Genomic DNA, 18,198 nt, shown 5'->3' on the forward strand with positions numbered 1-18,198 from the left:
AGAAATTAATATTTTTTCCAAACGACACGATTAATATAATCAACATAGCTGTGTATTATACGCACAACTTTATCCGAAACATTGGGCATAGAATAGTCGCTCACTGGTCGTAGTAAACGATGTTCACCAGTTGGCTGGCTTTCCAAAATAGACAATGACTGCATAACTCTTTCAACACTTAAACCAGTCATAATTACCGAAGCTTCTTCCATTCCCTCTGGCCTTTCATGTGCTTCACGAATATTTAATGCTGGGAAGTTAAGAATAGATGATTCTTCCGTAATGGTGCCACTATCCGAAAGTACCACTTTGGCTTCAAGTTGTAATTTAATATAATCAATAAAGCCTAAAGGTTTTAGAAGTTGAATATTGGGATGAAAAGTAAGATTATTTTCTTCTATACGTTTCCGAGTTCGAGGATGTGTTGAAACGATAACCGGAAAATTATATTTCTCTGCAATCTTATTTAAGATATCTGCTAATTTTTTAATGTTGCTTGGGCTGTCTACATTCTCTTCACGATGAGCACTGACAATAAAAAATTTACCAGGTTCGAGTTTAATTCGGGTAAGTACATCTGATTTATGAATTTTATCAATATGCTGATTAATAACTTCAAACATTGGACTGCCAGTTTTTATTACACGATCTGGGCTTAAACCTTCAGAAATAAGATACTCACGAGCAATATCTGAATAGGTTAAGTTGACATCTGAAATATGATCAACGATCTTTCTATTAATTTCCTCTGGAACTCTCTGGTCAAAGCATCTATTGCCTGCTTCCATATGAAAAACAGGTATCTTTCTTCTTTTGGCAGGCAATGCAGCTAAGCAACTGTTGGTATCACCCAGCACTAACATAGCATCGGGATTTATTTTAGAAAGTAGTTCATCCACTTTAATAATAATATTACCAATCGTGGTTGCTGCATTATCACCTGCTGCATTAAGAAAATAATCTGGTTTTCTAACACCAAGATCATTAAAGAAAATTTCATTTAATTCAAAATCGTAATTTTGACCCGTATGAACAATGATATGCTCACAATGTACATCAAGCTTCTTAAGGACTGCTGAGAGTCTGATAATTTCAGGTCGTGTCCCAACAACACTAAGCACGCATAATTTATTTTTCATATGACATATCCCAAGCTACTGTGTCAGGTTTATTACGATCAAAAATTTCATTTGCCCACAACATTACAATGAGTTCATCAGAACCTATATTTTTGATGTTATGTGCCCAACCCGGTATTGTTTCAACAATTTCAATATTGGCAGCGTTTTTTTCAAACTCAATAACTTCATGAGTTATAATATGTTCAAACCTAAATAGTGCCTTGCCAGATACAACAATGAATTTTTCATTCTTAGTATGATGGTAATGTCCACCGCGAGTTATGCCTGGTTTAGCGGTAAAAAATGAAAATTGGCCATAAGCTGGTGTTTTCAGCAACTCAGCAAAACTACCTCGGGGATCTTCATATACCGGAACGGAATATGAAAATTTTTCAGGGGGCAAATAACTAAGATAAGTAGCATAAAGGGCACGGCTAATACCTTCACCCACCGAATCTATAGTTAAATCATTGCGTGAAGATTTAAACCCTATTATTTTATCCGCCAAATCTTGGAGTGATATTTTATATTTAACTGGAATATCATAAAAAATATCATTGTTATTTTTAATATCCAGATGGCTAACAAATGCCTCAATAACATCATCGATATAAACAATCTCTAGGTTAAATGAAGGATTGTCGATGGTTAATGGTATATCATTAATAACATTATGACAAAAAGTAGCAACTACTGAATTATAATTTGGTCGACACCATTTACCAAAAACCCCATGTAAACGGTAGATAGATGCATTAATATTTGATTTTGTCACTGCCTCCTGAATTATTCTTTCAGCATTTAATTTGCTTTTTCCGTAGGCATTATCTTTTTCAGCTTGTATTGATGATGAATAAATCAGTGAGGCTTTAGGATTTCTCTCAGCAATAATTTTGACTAGAGTTTCTGTAAAATCAGTATTTCCACTAACAAACTCATCATCAGTTAATGGCCTATTAACGCCAGCTAAGTGATAAATTATATCTACGGCTATGACTTTATTGGTAAGCTCAGATATATCATCTTCATGTGTAAACGTTAGCACTATGAGACCACGTTCTTTAAGCGCTACACTCAGGTTTTTACCTATAAAACCATTAGAGCCAGTGATTAGTACTTTACGCATAATTAATACTCCGGCTGTACAGTATTACCACTAACTATTTCCCGCATAAACTTCAGTTTTAGTAGTAATTTCTTTGTATCTTCAAGGTTTAGTCTGGTTGTGTTATGAGAGTTATAATCAGCAATTTCAGTTATTTTCTTCTCACCATTCTCAAAGAATTTACCATAATTTAAATCACGGTTATCTGCGGGAATACGGTAATAGTTTCCTTGATCCTCTGCATGAAGCATCTCTTCTCGGGTCAACAATGTTTCGTAGAGTTTCTCTCCGTGGCGCGTTCCGATTATATTTATCGGATGCTCAGGTTTACTCATAAGTTCAGTAATAGCTTTTGCTAAAATTTCAATTGTTGCTGCCGGTGCTTTTTGAACAAAAATATCACCATTTGAGCCATGGGTAAAAGCATGGATAACCAGATCAACGGCATCTTCAAGAGTCATCATAAAGCGTGTCATTTCAAGATCAGTTACACTGACAGACTCATTTTTTAAAATCTGATTAACAAACAGCGGGATAACAGAACCACGTGATGCCATCACATTTCCGTATCGAGTACCACAAACAACTGTGTTAGAGGAAGATAAATTACGGGATTTTGCCACCATAATTTTTTCCATCATGGCTTTAGAAATACCCATTGCATTAATAGGATAAACTGCTTTATCTGTACTTAAACAAACAACACGTTTAACGTTATGATTTATTGCGGATTCAATAACGTTTTCAGTCCCCAAGACATTTGTCTTAACTGCTTCAAGAGGATAAAACTCGCAAGAAGGGACTTGTTTTAAAGCCGCTGCATGGAAAATATAGTCTACACCACGCATTGCGTTAGAAATGCTCTGGTAATCTCTAACGTCACCTATATAAAACTTCAATTTATCATTTTTGTACTTCTTACGCATATCATCTTGTTTTTTCTCATCACGACTAAAGATTCGAATTTCAGAGATACTCGTTTCCAGAAAACGATCGAGGACAGCGTTGCCAAATGAGCCTGTCCCACCGGTAATAAGTAATGTTTTTGAATTGAACATTTTTAACCTTGATTATTGATAATTTCATCAGCAGCAGCAGCAACTGTGAATTTTGCATGTAATAGACGGTTTGAATTAATTCCTAACTGTTTTCTTAATAAAGCATTTTCAAGAAGAGTCAGTGCATTGTGATAAAGAATATCGTCTTCACCATTAATAGTAACGAAGCCTGCATTGTATTCTTGTATTATTTCTTGCAGATCGTTTCCTTTGTTTACACTTCCTAAGATAGGTATACTATTAGCCATATAGCCTAGTATTTTCCCAGGAAAGTTATGACTTTTATGATTACGACAAAGAGAGAATAGACCTACATCGACTTCGTGCAAAATAGCTTTGAATTTTTGTTGTGATACCGATGGTAATATAGTGACGTTATTTATTTTATCTTGAATTACCATATCCTTAATAAGTGTGACTTCATCTCCTTGTCCCAGAAAAACAAAATGTGCTTCCGATTTATGCTGAAGGCGTTTGGCAAGTCTCACTAAGTTTTTCATGTCCTGTGCTTTGCCAATATTTCCCCCATAGAAAAATAAAACTTTATTCTCTAGACCTAAGTGTTTTTTGAAGTCTATATTATTTTTCTCTAAGTTAGGGCTAACCCAATTAAATAGCAGGCGAGTTTTGTAACGGTCACTAAAGCACTCTTTGAAATACTTAATATTAGCAATAGACTGAATTCCGATAACATCTGCGGAGCTATAATTTAATCTTTCTATAAATCTGAAATATTTAGTGATAGGATTATTGGCTTTTATAATTCCGTTATCTATGATCCACTGAGGAAAGAAATCACGCAAAATTAAATACAAAGAGCACTGAAATCTCTTTTTAAGTTTTATAGCAAACCATCCCCAGAAGATAGATGGTGAATAGCTGATAATTAAGTCAAAGTTTTTATTTTTCAGATGTCTATTTGTGTATAACCATGCTTTAAATGGAAGAAGTGATTCATTTATAGCTCGTTTGATAAGTGAGCAATTTTTTATTGGGCCAAGTTTGAATCTTACAACCTCAACATTATCGATATAATCACTATGATAATTACTTTTTAAATGACTAGATGGTGTTATTACTGTTACTTTATATCCTCGTTGAACTAATTCACAAGCAAGTTCATGCATCATTTTTGCTGCGACTTTTGTACTATCAGGAATATAGTCATCAACAAGTAAAACAATACTTTTTTCTTTAATATCATTTAGCATATAAAATACTCAAATATTTTTCAGCTCGTTCTCTTGCGGATGGAAACCGACTTACGAGTTCTTTTCCATCCAAACATTTTTTATTTATAACTAATGGATTTTCATAGGCTGTAATAATAGTATTGGCAATATCATCGGCTTTTAGCGGATCAAAGTAATAAGCCGAATCTCCACATACCGTTTTTGCAAATGCTCGATTTGAAGTGAAAATAGGTTTTCCCATGTACATCGCTTCTACATAGGAGGCACTAAAACATTCTAATAGTGTAGGCAGGAATAATGCATCACATACTTCGTATAGAGGAGGGCACTGTGCACTACTTACTTTACCCAATATGATAAGCCGATCTTGATATTTTGTTGGAATATTTTTCTTAAATTCGTCACTGACTGTTAAAATAAATTTAAATCTAGAAGGAAGCTTTTCTACAAGATCAGCAATAATAGCTAAATTTTTATGCGGATAATCATGTGAGATTGTGAGTAGCCAAATATCATCATTTTTAATAGGAAGTCTATTTAGAACTTGGCGATCAAATTTTTTCGGTTCGTAAAATACAGATGAAATTGTGTTTGAAACTGTAAACACATTTTGAGGATTAATTTTAAGACGCTTTCCAATTTTTAGCCTAACATCATCTGTTTCAGTAACAAGTTTAGTTGAGTTATTCTTAAAATAAAAAGGTTGAATAAAACTAAGAATTATAATTTTTATTTTTTCTTTTAATAAAAGCTTGTTAAAAATAACAGATGTATTATAAATTAACCAAGCTTGAGCAAAACCGACTAAATGATTTTTAACCTTAGGTTTCCAGTAACTTGGGCCGAATATAGTAAATACATCTGTTATTTGATATTGTTTTACCAGCTCATCTAATCTTTTTCTTGTTGAGAAGTTGAATATACCTGATGGTGTTGATTCAATCACTTCGCATGATTTTTGTGCTTGGCTGGATAATTGTTCAAAAACCACTGGTGATACCGCAGCAATAAAATTAACTTTTAGTGCAGTAAATTCTTCAATAACTGAAATACCAACTTGGAGTCCCCCTCCAATATATAAGTTACTGGCATTGACTAATAGCATCATTTCTTCCTTTCAATCCAATGTAATTTTACAGCTTGCTCTCGAGCCAACGACGCATTTTCACCTATTATTTTAGAATAGAGAGAATTTCTATAGGGTAGATACTGATTTTGGAAATATTCATTTGAGGTGAATCTAATAAAAGCGATTAGTATATAGCAAGAAAATAAAATTGAGAAGGCTACTTTATTAGCTATACTTTTATTTATCATTATTAAGTAACTAACTAATATTATAAATATTGGAGCAAAGTATTCATCAACTCTGGAGGTGATAGTTCCATATTTGCCAAAATAAACATCAATGATTAGCATTGTTAATATAATCGTTTCTAAACTAGATGCGAAGTTTAATGGTAATTTTTTATTGGCAAACTCAAAGTAAATGTGCTTTTTCTTGATAAAGTAATAAGAAATAATAATAATTTTGACGAGTAGATTATATGTAAATATATTTCCAGTGCTAGCATTTAAAGTGTAAAGATGAATCTTTTCAAGATAGGGATTATAAGAGAATAATGTTAATGCTTCTAAAATAATTTCTATTGGATATAATCCAACCACGGACATTACTACACCAAACAGCACACTAATTTTCATTAGTCGCTTAAATATTGCATTATCTATAAATGGTAATATTATCAATATTATCGCTGATATATGGAAAGATGAAGCGAGTAAACATAAAGCTATATAATGTTTCTTCTTACCATTTAAATAGTAACTAAGTGCAATATAGAAAATAGCAACAGCAATGATTTGCCTTAAGGCTTCAATATTAAAACCAAAAGATGAAATAAAATAAATACTTAAACAAAAAAGTGGAAAAGGTGAGTATTTTTTAAAGAACCGATAAAGGATAAATAATATAAATATGCTTATCATGCATACAAAAGACCAAAATCCAAAACCCAAATAACTTATAAATGAGGACAGCAGTTGGTATCCCGGTTCTATTGTTAAAGTATTTGTACTATTACCGTTAAAAGAGTCTCGGTAAAAAAGCCAATCTACCCCAAGTTCATAACGTAATCCAATCACTAAAATAATTAGTAAGAATAAAACATATTTAACAATTAATTTATTTTTAGAAAAAGCAATATCAATATTAGCAATGAGTAATGTTAGTACGGAAAACAAACCATAAATTATCATATTACTCACTTAGTGATTTTAAAATTTTAGATTTGGCTACAAACACTATGACCATTAGAAAAATTATGAGTTTTAAGACTAGTCCCGAAATTAAGTCCATCTCATTTAAATATAATGTTACGGGATAAACTAATAATAACCCAACGCTATAGAAAATAAGATATTTAAATGGAATGATATTATTTCTAGTAATATAAGTAGCTGTTGTATAGTGGAGTGCAGCTAAGAAAAAGTAAGCTACAACGGTAGCCCAAGCAGAACCGGCAATACCGAATTTTGGAATTAAGTAATAATTTAAGATGATATTAATCCCTAATGCTCCCAACGTAGCACAAGAAATAATAACTGTTTTCTTTTTATAAAAAATAAAATTAACATAAACCAAATAGATATGAATTAATGAATTCCCAATAATTATTAATGGTAATATTGGAATGCTATCATAATATTTATCACTAGCGAGAAATACCACCATTTCTTTAGAAAACAACATGCTGAGGGCACAGATTAAGAATATCAATACTGTACTTGCATATGTTGCTTTTTTTATTGCCTCATCATCTCTAATATTGATTAATTTATAAAGCTTGGGTTGCCATGATGAATTCCATGCCATAATAACAACAATAACACACATACCTAAATTATATGCAAAAGAGTAGATGCCCGCTGAATAAGTGCCCATTATTTTATTGATAATAAGTCTATCGGCTTGCGATAAAAGTGAATTTGAAAGAACATGTACAATTAAGGGTAACGAAAATATTAGTGCTTCTTTTAGATAGAGAAAATTGAACTTACCACGACTTAGCTTCCATAAAATCATTGAAACGTATGTAATAAGGATTATATTGACAATCATCTGAGCATAGATTTTTGACATATATTGATTTGATGTTAAAAAATATGCAAAAGCAAAAATTAGTATCATTTCGCTAATTTTAGCGACTATATTAAAAATGACATAACGTTTACTTTGTCTCGATGCTTGTAGATAACATGTGTATATATATATATATGAAAGCATTACACATATTGATAATACGGATATAAAGTCTTTCTCATTTATGCCAAGAAAGGAGCTGACGGGGGCTCTATATAAAGGTTCTAGTATTATCAATATGATCTGAAATGGGATAATAAAACAAAGAATACTTAATAAATAGCTATCAAAATGTTCACTCGTTATCATGAATCTATTAGTTATTGCATTTTGCAAGTTTAAACTAATAAATACATATAAAATTATTGTTGCTGTATTAATTAGAGAGAGATATCCATATTGTATCGGGTCAAGTAAACGAGAAAGTAGCGGTAGGGAAATAAATAAGAAGCCCTTAACGAATACATCACCAAGAGCATAATTAAAAAAATCTGTTAATGTTTTAGATTTCATTTTTATTTTAGCGATATCAAATAGGATTCAACTTGTTTTTCGTATATCAAATACATATCTGAAGCATTTACATGTTCAAAGTATTTTTTATAATTTTTATTCATCTCGTCTAAGCAATTTTCAAATGAATTATTATTATCGATATCAAAAACCAGTCCGTTTTCGCTAGTTACCAAATCGTCCTTACACCCCACTTTATTACTTACTATGATAGGTAAACCAAAAGTAAGCGCTTCCTCAATTACTAGTCCCCATGGTTCCGACTTAGATGGAAGAACAAAAACATCAGCTGATTTATAAATCTGATTTAGATCTGTATTGTTTATATAACCTAAAAAACTAATATTACTCTTAGATTTTCTTTTTAGGTTATTTGCTTCTGGCCCATCGCCGGCAATAATCAACTTTTCGGGTCTTTCATTAAATATATCTACTAGAAATGACAAGTTTTTCTCTTCAGATAATCTTCCAACATACAGATAGGTTAATGTTGAATCATCTTTTTTCTTATAAGAATATTTAAAAGGACTCCTTATATAATTAGGAATACCTACACCATGAGTAAATGTTATTTTTCCTTTAAACTCTATTTTTTCTAGTATTTTTTTTTGTAAAACTCCAGAAGGGTAGGCTGAACTCATTCTTTTTAAGAAAAACTTTTTTAATAACCATGCATAACCATCTGTTTTTGTTTCATTTATACTACTTTCAATAACAACAGAATTTTTATCCCTTCTCACTAGAAAAGATAAAAATAATAATTCTTTTATTTCCCAGCCTGGGTAAACAAGTTTCGTGAACTCATCATTTCTTATTGTTTTATATATTTTGATAAGTGTTTTTAATTTATCACGATTTTCAAAATCACCAGTATTTATATACTCACTATTAAACTCATGATTATAATTGTAGAAATCATCATTTCGCATTTTTGATTTTTTTGCGATAAAAATCACTTTGATTCGACAATGCTTGGCCAGTCTATTAAAAAGATTCACTTTATAGAATGCAGGAACATTAGTAATAAAAATAAAATCGTAAGTATTCATTTAACATCCTGCTCAATGATTTCAACCCAGAGCTTTAATACCTGCTCTTTAGTATACTCTTTGATACTGGGTACTGCTTTGGCGGAGTATAGTTCTCTTAAGCTTTCATCATCCATAAGCTTTTTAATTGCTATTGATAATTCCTCACTGCTTTCCGCTTTAACTAAAATTCCATTATCTTTGTTAAGTATTGACTTCGGTCCTGCTGGACAATTAAAACTTATACAAGGTAGACCATATGAAAGGGCTTCAATAAGGACCATGCCCAAGCCTTCATAGCGTGATGATAAAACGAATACCTTAGCTTGTTCGTAATGCTTTCCTATATTATCAGTGAATGGGGCTAGCACTACGTTACTTAATTTATTATCGTTAATGTATTTTTCAAGTAGAGGTTTATCTGGCCCATCCCCAACTATTATCAAAGACCAGCCTTCAGTTGATATTTTAGACCAGGCTGAAAGCAAGAGGTCGAACCCTTTTTGCTCGACAAAACGCCCTATAGCTAACACATTATTTTCTTTCTTTAATGATTTTTTTTCTGGTATTTCAACAATGTTTGGAATTATTTTATGTTTATGCGAGGGAAGCCAAGAGTATTTCTTTGCATCTTCATTAGTTAAAGTAACAACTGCTGATATTTTTTTATAAATAATTTTTCGAATATATTTTAAAATTGGATTGATAACGTCATATTCAAAATGTTCAATAGCAATGATGTGTTTGCTACCGGATAATTTTGCTAATAGTGACATTTTTGTATCACATGATATGACAATGTCATTGTGTCCAATTGATTTTTCTAGCGACTTCTTTTTTTTATTTATATATCTTAAATCAAATAACATGCCTTCAATAAGTTTTTTTTTCCTATTATACATGCTTTCTTCATATTCATTTTTCAGAATGTGAATATTAACCTTTTTCGACGGTTGAAAATATAATTCGGAGTTTGTTTTATATAAACTAATTATTTCAACGTCATAATTATCTGAAAGTGCATTAGCTAAAGAAACAGATACCCTCTCTATTCCTCCTCTGGATGAAATATCTCCTAATAAAATCTTGATTGCTATCTTTTTATTGATTGGAGATGAAGAATTTTTGGAAAACTCGCTCACTGCTATTTTCATCCTTATAAAAATTAATTACATTGTTAACTATATTACGCTGCTCCTGATAATCATCTTGTCCATCGAGCAATTTTTTCAATTCATCTTGCAAGGAATACTGACTGAAGGTGTGAGCTCCTGGCATCCAAAATTTAACGGGTTCAAGTGTAAAACCACCTCTTGAGTTCCCATATGCATCAATGTCGGGGACAAGAAAACAAATAGGCCGATCGAGCAGCATATAATCGAAATAGATAGAGGAATAATCCGTAACTAAAATATCCATCTTGTTTAGCAAGTGATTGATATCTAGATTTATTTCATGTAAGGTCTCTGTCTTTATTATTGTTATATTATTGGTCAATTCAGTTGAAATGAATGTTTTTTCTTCGAAAGGATGAAGTTTAATAAAAAGTTCTGCATTATTTTCATCAAGGAAAGTATCCAGAGCTTCTATGTTAAAGTCAGTGACACGTAAAAAGTTATTTTCTTTAATTGCACTGCCATCCGAGTACTGCAATGCTGTTTGATTCTCTCGAAAGGTTGGAGCATATATTATTTTCTTTTTATTAATTCTGGATTTTTTATCTGTAACATCTATCGGTCGACTTTGAAATAAAAAATCATTTCTAGGTTGCCCTGTTATATATACATTATTCGCTTTCTCTCTGAAACAGGCTGAAATTATAGAACGCATGATCTCGGATGTAGCTATTCTATTTGCAGAATAGTCTTCCATACCTACGTTATCAAACTCACCTAGATAGCATATTTTTTTCAGAGGCATTCCATGCCATAAACTAATATATATCTGTGAAGCTGCTTTAGTTCCAATCATTTCATTATGGGTTGTAATAATGTATTTACTAGTAAAATAATGGTAGAGAGACTTAAATGTGCCTGTTTTAATTATATTAATATTGAGATCATTAGCTTTACAGTCGCTTTCGACGAGCCAAATTATTTTGTAATCATTGTGATTTTTACTTATAAATTCACTTAGTGCTTTAGCATTCCCTGAGATATCTGGTCGACTCTTAAATATTATTTTTTTATTGTTTTTAGGTATGATTCCACTTATAGCACTAATTACTTTTTTTATAATTCTAGCGGCTTTTTTTTTACTTATCATTTGGGCATTGACCTTACAACTTCGATAATTTCAGTGGTAGATATTGATGGTGTTCTTGGTAAGTAAATGACGTCACAGGCTTCTTTCACCCAGTCAAAACGCCCGACCCAATCATCGCCCATGACTAAAATTGCTGCATTATATTGCTTGATGTAATCTAGTTTTAGCTCTAGAGATTCCTCAATGAATACTTCATCAACAAATCGTAATGAGCTAATAATTTTCACTCGATCATTTTGGCAATAAATAGGATATCTTTTCTTTTTGCTAAAGTTTAACTCATCTGATGAAACACCAACAATAAGTTTATCTCCATAAGATGCCGCACGTTCCAATATATTTATATGACCTACATGGAAAACATCAAATGTTCCAAATGTAATTATTGTTTTCATGGTTAATCCAAATTATATATTCTTAAAATTTAAGTTTAATTGACATGTCTTAGTTGAAATATTTACTATAACAATGACTAAAACCAAAATTAACAATTATAATTTATAATGATTAATTTTGGTTTTTGAATAATAACAATGTTCTTGCAGGGTGATTATTTAATAAAATGCCATGAAGAGTTTGGAGTTTGATTATTTTAAATCAAATTTCCCCCTTGATGCAGTTCAGAGATTCAATGGTTGTATTTTAATCGATCATTTATCTTTTTCCTATTACGGACTAAAAGTGTTAATATTTATCTGTATATTAATTATCTAATTATTGTATTTTTTAGTAAAGCTCAACTCTTCTTTTATTAATGAGAAGCAACTTGTTTTATTAACATGATATGATTTACAAATAGTAATTATGGAATAGGAGTAAGTCCTAAAGGAAGAACAACTAAAAAACCAATTTCTTAGTGGATAAATATACTTAGAGAAATGTTCTGGTCTATTTGTACTCTACCTCTAACGCAATTATCCACGCTACCGCCCTTGGCTTACAGCTGCCAACGCACTGATATTGCGCTCTTATCTTAGTGGCTAATTGCGGGCGTTTCTACACAATTTCCATTTAGCTTAAGGGGCGTCATATTTTGACTCAACAACCCAGATTTTTGTGTTATAACAATCCCACATATTTCAGTTATTTTCGTATTTATACTCTAGAATTACAAGCGAAACGTGATAATTAGTTTAGTGTTATTTATTTGAGTGGCGGCACATATGTGGTGTGGGCGACTTCCCCATCATTCTTTTCCCACCATTTTGTTGTGTATATCTGATGATGAGTAGATTTGTGTGTCTAAGGCTGATTCGTGAGCTGCCAATAAAACTTAACTAATTGTTATGTATTAAGATTTTATGATGAGATGTTATGTGGTCTTATTGAGTCTTCTGTAAAAGTATCATTAAATTATTACCGCAGTTCTTTCATTTTAAAATTTAGATTTTTGTTAAAATTGGTGTTGTTAAACAACAAAGCACTGTGGTCATCAATGTTTCTGATTATGGCGGGGGTCTTCGACTTTACAGCTTCTCTTGAAGCATTCGACCATACGCCATTTGATGGCATTTTTGACAGTGACTTTTGCTTTTTATACCAGTTTGATACCCGCAATTTTTACTAATTAGCCGGATAATTGCTGGTTTTTATTCGGCTGGCTCTCTATAATCTCGCGCAACCTTTTTTCCCCTTTCTGAATCATGGCAAGCCACTTCTATACTGGCTGGGATTACACTTTATGAGCGAAAAATACGTCGTTACTTGGGATATGTTGCAAATTCATGCCCGCAAATTGGCACAGCGTTTACTGCCTGCTGAACAATGGAAAGGTATCATCGCGGTTAGCCGTGGTGGGTTAGTGCCGGCGGGTATTCTGGCGCGCGAGCTGGGTATTCGTTATGTCGATACCGTTTGCATCGCCAGCTATCACCATGATAACCAAGGTGAGCTTAAAGTTTTGAAGCGCGCAGAAGGCGACGGTGAAGGCTTTATCGTGATTGATGACTTGGTTGATACTGGCGGTACGGCGAAAGCTATCCGTGAAATGTATCCTAAAGCACATTTTGTGACCATCTTTGCCAAACCAGCGGGTCGTCCACTAGTCGATGACTATGTGATTGATATTCCTCAAGGTACCTGGATTGAGCAGCCGTGGGATATGGCGGTAACTTTCGTCGCGCCTTTGAGCGGCAAATAATTTAGTGTAATTTAAATGCCCGGTGCCTACCGGGCGTTTCATTTTCCGCGCAGTATGAGTACACTGACCCCATCTGACCAGCCCTTAACGGGCCTGAATCACGGCTTATGGAGGCTATTGTTACTATGGCACAAGCCAACCTTTCTGAAATTCTGTTCAAACCAAAATTCAAGCATCCTGAAACCTCTACTTTAGTGCGGCATGCTCACTGCAATAATGCGGTGACGGTTCACTCGGCACTGGATGGCGATACTACCCATCATTGGTACCGCATGATTAACCGCCTTATCTGGACTTGGCGTGGTGTTGATCCTCTGGAAATCGAAGAGGTATTATCACGGATTGCCTGCTCGAAAGCGGAACACAGCGATAATGACTTGCTGGATACCGTGGTGGGTTATCGTAACGGTAATTGGATTTATGAATGGGCCCATCAGGGGATGCAGTGGCAGCAAAAAGCCATGGATGAAGCGGACCCAATGAATGCCGGCCAGTATTGGCTAAATGCGGCTAATTTATACAGCATCGCCGGTTATCCACATTTGAAAGGTGATGAGTTGGCCGAGCAAGTCGAGGTGCTGTCTAACCGCGCTTATGAAGCCGCCGCCAAGCATCTGCCTTACACTTTGAAAGAGCTTAGTTTTGATATTTCAGATGGCGGGACTCTTAATGGGTTCCTGCATCTGCCAACCATCGGCAGCGCGCCATTCCCGACGGTACTGATGTGCGGCGGGCTGGATACATTGCAAAGTGATTATTATCGCCTGTTCCGAGACTATCTGGCTCCCAAAGGGATAGCGATGTTGACCATCGACATGCCGTCCGTCGGGGCTTCGTCAAAGTGGAAACTTACTCAAGACACCAGTTTCCTGCATCAGCAAGTGTTGCAAGCATTGCCAAAAGTTCCTTGGATTGATCACCAGCGCGTCAGTGTTTTTGGTTTCCGTTTTGGTGCCAATGTGGCGGTTCGTTTGGGGTATTTAGAACCGCAACGTGTGCGTGCTGTGGCGTGCCTCGGCCCGATTGTGCACCATCTTCTGTGTAATGCCGATAGTCAGCGCAAAATGCCCGACATGTATATGGATGTGATGGCTAGCCGCTTGGGAATGGCAGATGCTGCGGATGAAATACTCAGAGCAGAAATGAACCGCTATTCTTTGAAAACGCAGGGGTTATTGGGGCGACGCTGTCAAACACCAATGTTGGCAGGCTTTTGGGAAAATGACCCTTTCAGTCCGAAAGAGGAAGCTAAACTGATTTGTTCTTCTTCCGCTGATGGCAAATTATTACCCATATCATCAACACCACTATATGACAATTTCCATCGTGCATTATTGCAAACCAGTCAGTGGTTAGAAGATAAAATGCGTTAATGAGTTGCTAATTTTTAACAGTTTGCTAAAAAGGTGGGCCTACATAAGGAGATTTAAGAATGACGTCAACCAGTGCTCATCCTAAAAGTAAGCTTATGAAACGTTTTGCCGCTTTAGGGCCATACCTGCGTGAAGGGCAGTGCCAGAATGACCGATTTTTCTTTGATTGCTTAGCTGTGTGCGTCAATGTGAAGCTTGCTCCAGAGAAGCGTGAGTTCTGGGGATGGTGGATAGAACTGGAACCGGCGGCTGATCATTTTACCTATGTTTACCAGTTTGGTCTGTTTAATAAAGATGGCAACTGGAAAGCGGAAAAGATTAAAGATCCTGAAGTACAAGAGAAACTGGAGACCACGCTGCGTGGTTTCCATAAACGCCTCGCCGAGATGCTGACTTCCATTGAAATGAGATTGGAGCCAGCGCAAGATTTCAGCGAACAGCCGGTTAAGTTGTTGGCGTAAAAATAGACTTGTTTAACGGGCATTGCAGGCGTATATCCAACCTGCAATGCCAATTAAGAAGCTGATACGCAAAATACTTGGCATAACGGCTCCCGCCTGTTAAAAAGACTCCTATACCCTTTCTTTTATTCTTCATCCCAACGGCAGAAAAATTATGAGTGGCAGCCAGACTTTGGTTGTGAAATTGGGGACGAGTGTTCTGACCGGCGGCTCCCGTCGTCTCAACCGTGCCCATATTGTTGAATTGGTGCGCCAATGCGCCCAGCAACACGCAAAAGGTCATCGTATTGTTATTGTTACTTCTGGAGCCATTGCGGCCGGACGTGAACACTTGGGTTATCCGGAATTACCCGCCACTATTGCCTCGAAGCAATTATTAGCCGCGGTCGGGCAAAGTCGGCTTATTCAACTCTGGGAACAGTTGTTCTCAATCTACGGTATCCATATCGGCCAGATGTTGCTGACCCGTGCTGATTTAGAAGATCGCGAGCGTTTCTTAAACGCCCGTGACACCATGAATGCTTTGCTGGATAACCGTATTGTGCCGGTAATCAATGAAAACGATGCCGTGGCTACCGCTGAAATCAAAGTGGGCGATAATGATAATCTCTCGGCACTGGCCGCGATTCTGGCCGGTGCTGACAAGCTACTGTTACTGACTGATCAGGCCGGGTTGTACACCGCCGATCCACGTAATAATCCAGCAGCTGAATTAATCCGCGAAGTGCATGGTATCGATGATGCTTTGCGCGGGGTGGCGGGCGATAGCGTCTCTGGCTTGGGCACGGGCGGCATGGCAACAAAATTACAGGCGGCGGATGTGGCGTGTCGTGCCGGTATTGATGTTGTGATTGCTGCGGGCAGTCAGGTGGGTGTCATTGCTGATGTGATTGAGGGGACGCCGGTTGGCACCCGATTCCACGCGCTGGAAACACCACTGGAAAATCGTAAACGCTGGATTTTTGGCGCACCGCCAGCGGGTGAAATCACCGTCGATGATGGTGCTGTTACTGCTATTATTGAACGGGGCAGTTCGCTACTGCCAAAAGGTATTCGCAGTGTGCTGGGGAATTTCTCGCGCGGCGAAGTTATTCGTATCCGCAATCTTAGTGGGCGCGATTTGGCTCATGGTGTGTCGCGCTACAACAGCGATGCTTTGCGTATGTTAGCAGGGCATCATTCGCAACAAATCAGTGAAATTCTCGGGTATGAATACGGCCCGGTGGCTGTTCATCGTGACGATATGATTGTCAGCTAAGGAGCAAGTATGAGCATGCTGGAACAGATGGGGAAAGCCGCTAAACAGGCCTCCTGGCAATTGGCGATGCTGAGTACGGCAAAGAAAAATCAGGCTTTGGTCGTGATAGCCAATCTGCTTGAGTCTGAAAGTCAGGCCATTTTACAGGCTAATGAACAAGATATGGCAGTTGCACGTGACAGTGGCATGAGTGAGGCGCTGTTGGATAGGTTGTTGCTCAACCCCACGCGTTTAGCCGCCATTGCAAATGATGTGCGCCAGGTATGCCGGCTGAATGATCCTGTAGGCCGCGTGATTGACGGCAGTTTGCTCGACAGTGGCTTAAAGCTGGAGCGCCGCCGCGTACCTCTGGGTGTCATTGGTGTCATTTATGAAGCGCGCCCTAATGTTACAATTGATGTGGCTAGCTTATGCTTAAAGACCGGCAACGCAGTTATTTTACGTGGCGGTAAAGAGACACACCATACTAATCAGGCGACAGTGAAAGTTATCCAGCAAGCGCTGGAGCAATGTGGCTTACCGCCCGCTGCAGTACAGGCGATCGAAAGCCCGGATCGCGAGTTGGTCACTCAATTGCTGCGCATGGACAACTATATCGATATGTTGATTCCACGTGGGGGCGCGGGCTTACATAAACTGTGCCGTGAGCAATCGACTATTCCGGTTATCACCGGAGGTATTGGTGTTTGCCATACCTTTGTCGATGAAAGTGCCGACTTTGAAAAAGCGCTGCTGGTGATCGAAAATGCTAAAGTTCAGCGCCCAAGTGCGTGTAACTCATTGGAAACCTTGTTGGTTCATCAGGCAATCGCCGAGCGCTTCCTGCCGGTGTTAAGTGCCAGAATGCATGCTTTGGGTGTGACACTGCATGCCAGCTCGCAAGCTATGCCGTATCTGGCGGAAGGTAAAGCCAAGGTTGTGCCTGTGAAAGCCGCTGATTATGACGATGAATGGCTATCTCTGGATCTCAATGTGGATATTGTGGCTGATATCGATGCTGCCATCGACCATATCCGTGAACATGGCACCAGCCATTCTGATGCTATTTTGACCCGCTCATTGAGTAGCGCCGAACATTTTGTTCGTGCGGTTGATTCTTCTGCTGTTTATGTCAATGCCAGTACGCGTTTCACTGATGGCGGCCAGTTCGGTTTGGGCGCAGAAGTGGCAGTCAGCACGCAAAAACTTCATGCCCGTGGCCCAATGGGATTAGATGCACTGACAACTTATAAGTGGATTGGTTACGGCGATGATTTAATCCGTATCTAAGATATCCGGTATATTTAATCACTTTAAAGCGACATTTGGCACCTGCCGATGTCGCTTTATTTTTATCCTGCCACTTTTCACTGCAGAAAATCTGAGATAATAAACCCTCTATATTGTGAAATAGATCATTATTCGATAAAACACAGTTATAGCTATTCATAACATTCTTTCCTGAAAAATAGACAACCAAACATTTGTTTGGTTATTTGTTGATTAATACTTATCTTGTTGATTATCTATCTTTATTTTTAGGTGGATATTCTGCATATAAG

Annotated in this window: 16 protein-coding genes; 5 read left to right on the forward strand and 11 right to left on the reverse strand. The window is 36.4% G+C overall.

Annotation, left to right across the window (positions count from 1 at the left end; all coding sequences use genetic code 11):
- Nucleotides 1-5: 5 nt before the first annotated feature.
- From wecB to OVO64_RS07105, 11 genes are read right to left on the reverse strand one after another with little or no spacing between them, the layout of a single operon-like run.
- Nucleotides 6-1,139, reverse strand: a complete 1,134-nt coding sequence (wecB, locus tag OVO64_RS07055) for a non-hydrolyzing UDP-N-acetylglucosamine 2-epimerase (RefSeq protein WP_038631380.1) — start codon at nucleotides 1,137-1,139, stop codon at nucleotides 6-8.
- A complete protein-coding gene (gene wbjC, locus OVO64_RS07060; RefSeq protein ID WP_038631381.1) occupies nucleotides 1,129-2,247 on the reverse strand; it encodes a UDP-2-acetamido-2,6-beta-L-arabino-hexul-4-ose reductase in 1,119 nt (372 codons plus the stop codon). Before wbjC ends, wecB begins: the two co-directional genes overlap by 11 nt.
- A gap of 2 nt (nucleotides 2,248-2,249) precedes the next feature.
- The gene (locus tag OVO64_RS07065; RefSeq protein ID WP_038631383.1) at nucleotides 2,250-3,284 is read right to left on the reverse strand and encodes a polysaccharide biosynthesis protein; all 1,035 of its coding nucleotides are present in this window, start codon (nucleotides 3,282-3,284) and stop codon (nucleotides 2,250-2,252) included.
- Between the two features lie 2 nt (nucleotides 3,285-3,286).
- On the reverse strand, nucleotides 3,287-4,495 hold the full coding sequence (locus OVO64_RS07070) for a glycosyltransferase family 4 protein (protein ID WP_038631385.1): 1,209 nt from the start codon (nucleotides 4,493-4,495) through the stop codon (nucleotides 3,287-3,289).
- Nucleotides 4,485-5,585 (reverse strand): glycosyltransferase, encoded by a 1,101-nt coding sequence (locus OVO64_RS07075; RefSeq protein ID WP_267248681.1) that lies wholly within the window; start codon nucleotides 5,583-5,585, stop codon nucleotides 4,485-4,487. Before OVO64_RS07075 ends, OVO64_RS07070 begins: the two co-directional genes overlap by 11 nt.
- Nucleotides 5,582-6,736, reverse strand: coding sequence for an EpsG family protein (locus tag OVO64_RS07080; RefSeq protein WP_038631391.1), 1,155 nt, complete (start codon nucleotides 6,734-6,736; stop codon nucleotides 5,582-5,584). Before OVO64_RS07080 ends, OVO64_RS07075 begins: the two co-directional genes overlap by 4 nt.
- A 1-nt stretch (nucleotide 6,737) precedes the next feature.
- Nucleotides 6,738-8,132: an oligosaccharide flippase family protein gene (locus OVO64_RS07085; protein ID WP_038631394.1), complete on the reverse strand. Its 1,395-nt coding sequence runs from the start codon at nucleotides 8,130-8,132 to the stop codon at nucleotides 6,738-6,740.
- A gap of 2 nt (nucleotides 8,133-8,134) precedes the next feature.
- The gene (locus tag OVO64_RS07090; RefSeq protein ID WP_038631396.1) at nucleotides 8,135-9,181 is read right to left on the reverse strand and encodes a glycosyltransferase family 4 protein; all 1,047 of its coding nucleotides are present in this window, start codon (nucleotides 9,179-9,181) and stop codon (nucleotides 8,135-8,137) included.
- Nucleotides 9,178-10,302, reverse strand: coding sequence for a glycosyltransferase family 4 protein (locus OVO64_RS07095; RefSeq protein ID WP_230852375.1), 1,125 nt, complete (start codon nucleotides 10,300-10,302; stop codon nucleotides 9,178-9,180). Before OVO64_RS07095 ends, OVO64_RS07090 begins: the two co-directional genes overlap by 4 nt.
- Entirely contained in the window at nucleotides 10,262-11,425 is a 1,164-nt protein-coding gene (locus tag OVO64_RS07100; RefSeq protein ID WP_267248682.1) for a CDP-glycerol glycerophosphotransferase family protein, read from the reverse strand. The genes OVO64_RS07095 and OVO64_RS07100 overlap by 41 nt, the downstream gene beginning before the upstream one ends.
- Nucleotides 11,422-11,820, reverse strand: coding sequence for an adenylyltransferase/cytidyltransferase family protein (locus tag OVO64_RS07105; protein ID WP_038631400.1), 399 nt, complete (start codon nucleotides 11,818-11,820; stop codon nucleotides 11,422-11,424). The genes OVO64_RS07100 and OVO64_RS07105 overlap by 4 nt, the downstream gene beginning before the upstream one ends.
- A gap of 1,286 nt (nucleotides 11,821-13,106) precedes the next feature.
- On the opposite strand from OVO64_RS07105, the gene gpt reads away from it, so the two are divergent.
- The 5 genes from gpt (at nucleotide 13,107) to proA (ending at nucleotide 17,926) form a co-directional block, all read left to right on the forward strand.
- On the forward strand, nucleotides 13,107-13,565 hold the full coding sequence (gene gpt, locus OVO64_RS07110) for a xanthine phosphoribosyltransferase (protein ID WP_038631403.1): 459 nt from the start codon (nucleotides 13,107-13,109) through the stop codon (nucleotides 13,563-13,565).
- A 125-nt stretch (nucleotides 13,566-13,690) separates the two neighbouring features.
- On the forward strand, nucleotides 13,691-14,938 hold the full coding sequence (frsA, locus tag OVO64_RS07115) for an esterase FrsA (RefSeq protein WP_145510232.1): 1,248 nt from the start codon (nucleotides 13,691-13,693) through the stop codon (nucleotides 14,936-14,938).
- A 59-nt stretch (nucleotides 14,939-14,997) separates the two neighbouring features.
- Complete coding sequence (gene crl, locus OVO64_RS07120; protein WP_038631408.1) at nucleotides 14,998-15,399, forward strand: sigma factor-binding protein Crl; 402 nt, start codon at nucleotides 14,998-15,000, stop codon at nucleotides 15,397-15,399.
- 154 nt (nucleotides 15,400-15,553) lie between these two features.
- Nucleotides 15,554-16,657, forward strand: a complete 1,104-nt coding sequence (proB, locus tag OVO64_RS07125) for a glutamate 5-kinase (protein WP_038631410.1) — start codon at nucleotides 15,554-15,556, stop codon at nucleotides 16,655-16,657.
- 15 nt (nucleotides 16,658-16,672) lie between these two features.
- The gene (gene proA, locus OVO64_RS07130) at nucleotides 16,673-17,926 is read left to right on the forward strand and encodes a glutamate-5-semialdehyde dehydrogenase (RefSeq protein WP_267248712.1); all 1,254 of its coding nucleotides are present in this window, start codon (nucleotides 16,673-16,675) and stop codon (nucleotides 17,924-17,926) included.
- Nucleotides 17,927-18,198 lie beyond the last annotated feature (272 nt).

Origin of the sequence: Yersinia sp. Marseille-Q5920 (assembly GCF_946902935.1) — a bacterium.
Lineage (GTDB): Bacteria > Pseudomonadota > Gammaproteobacteria > Enterobacterales > Enterobacteriaceae > Yersinia > Yersinia rochesterensis.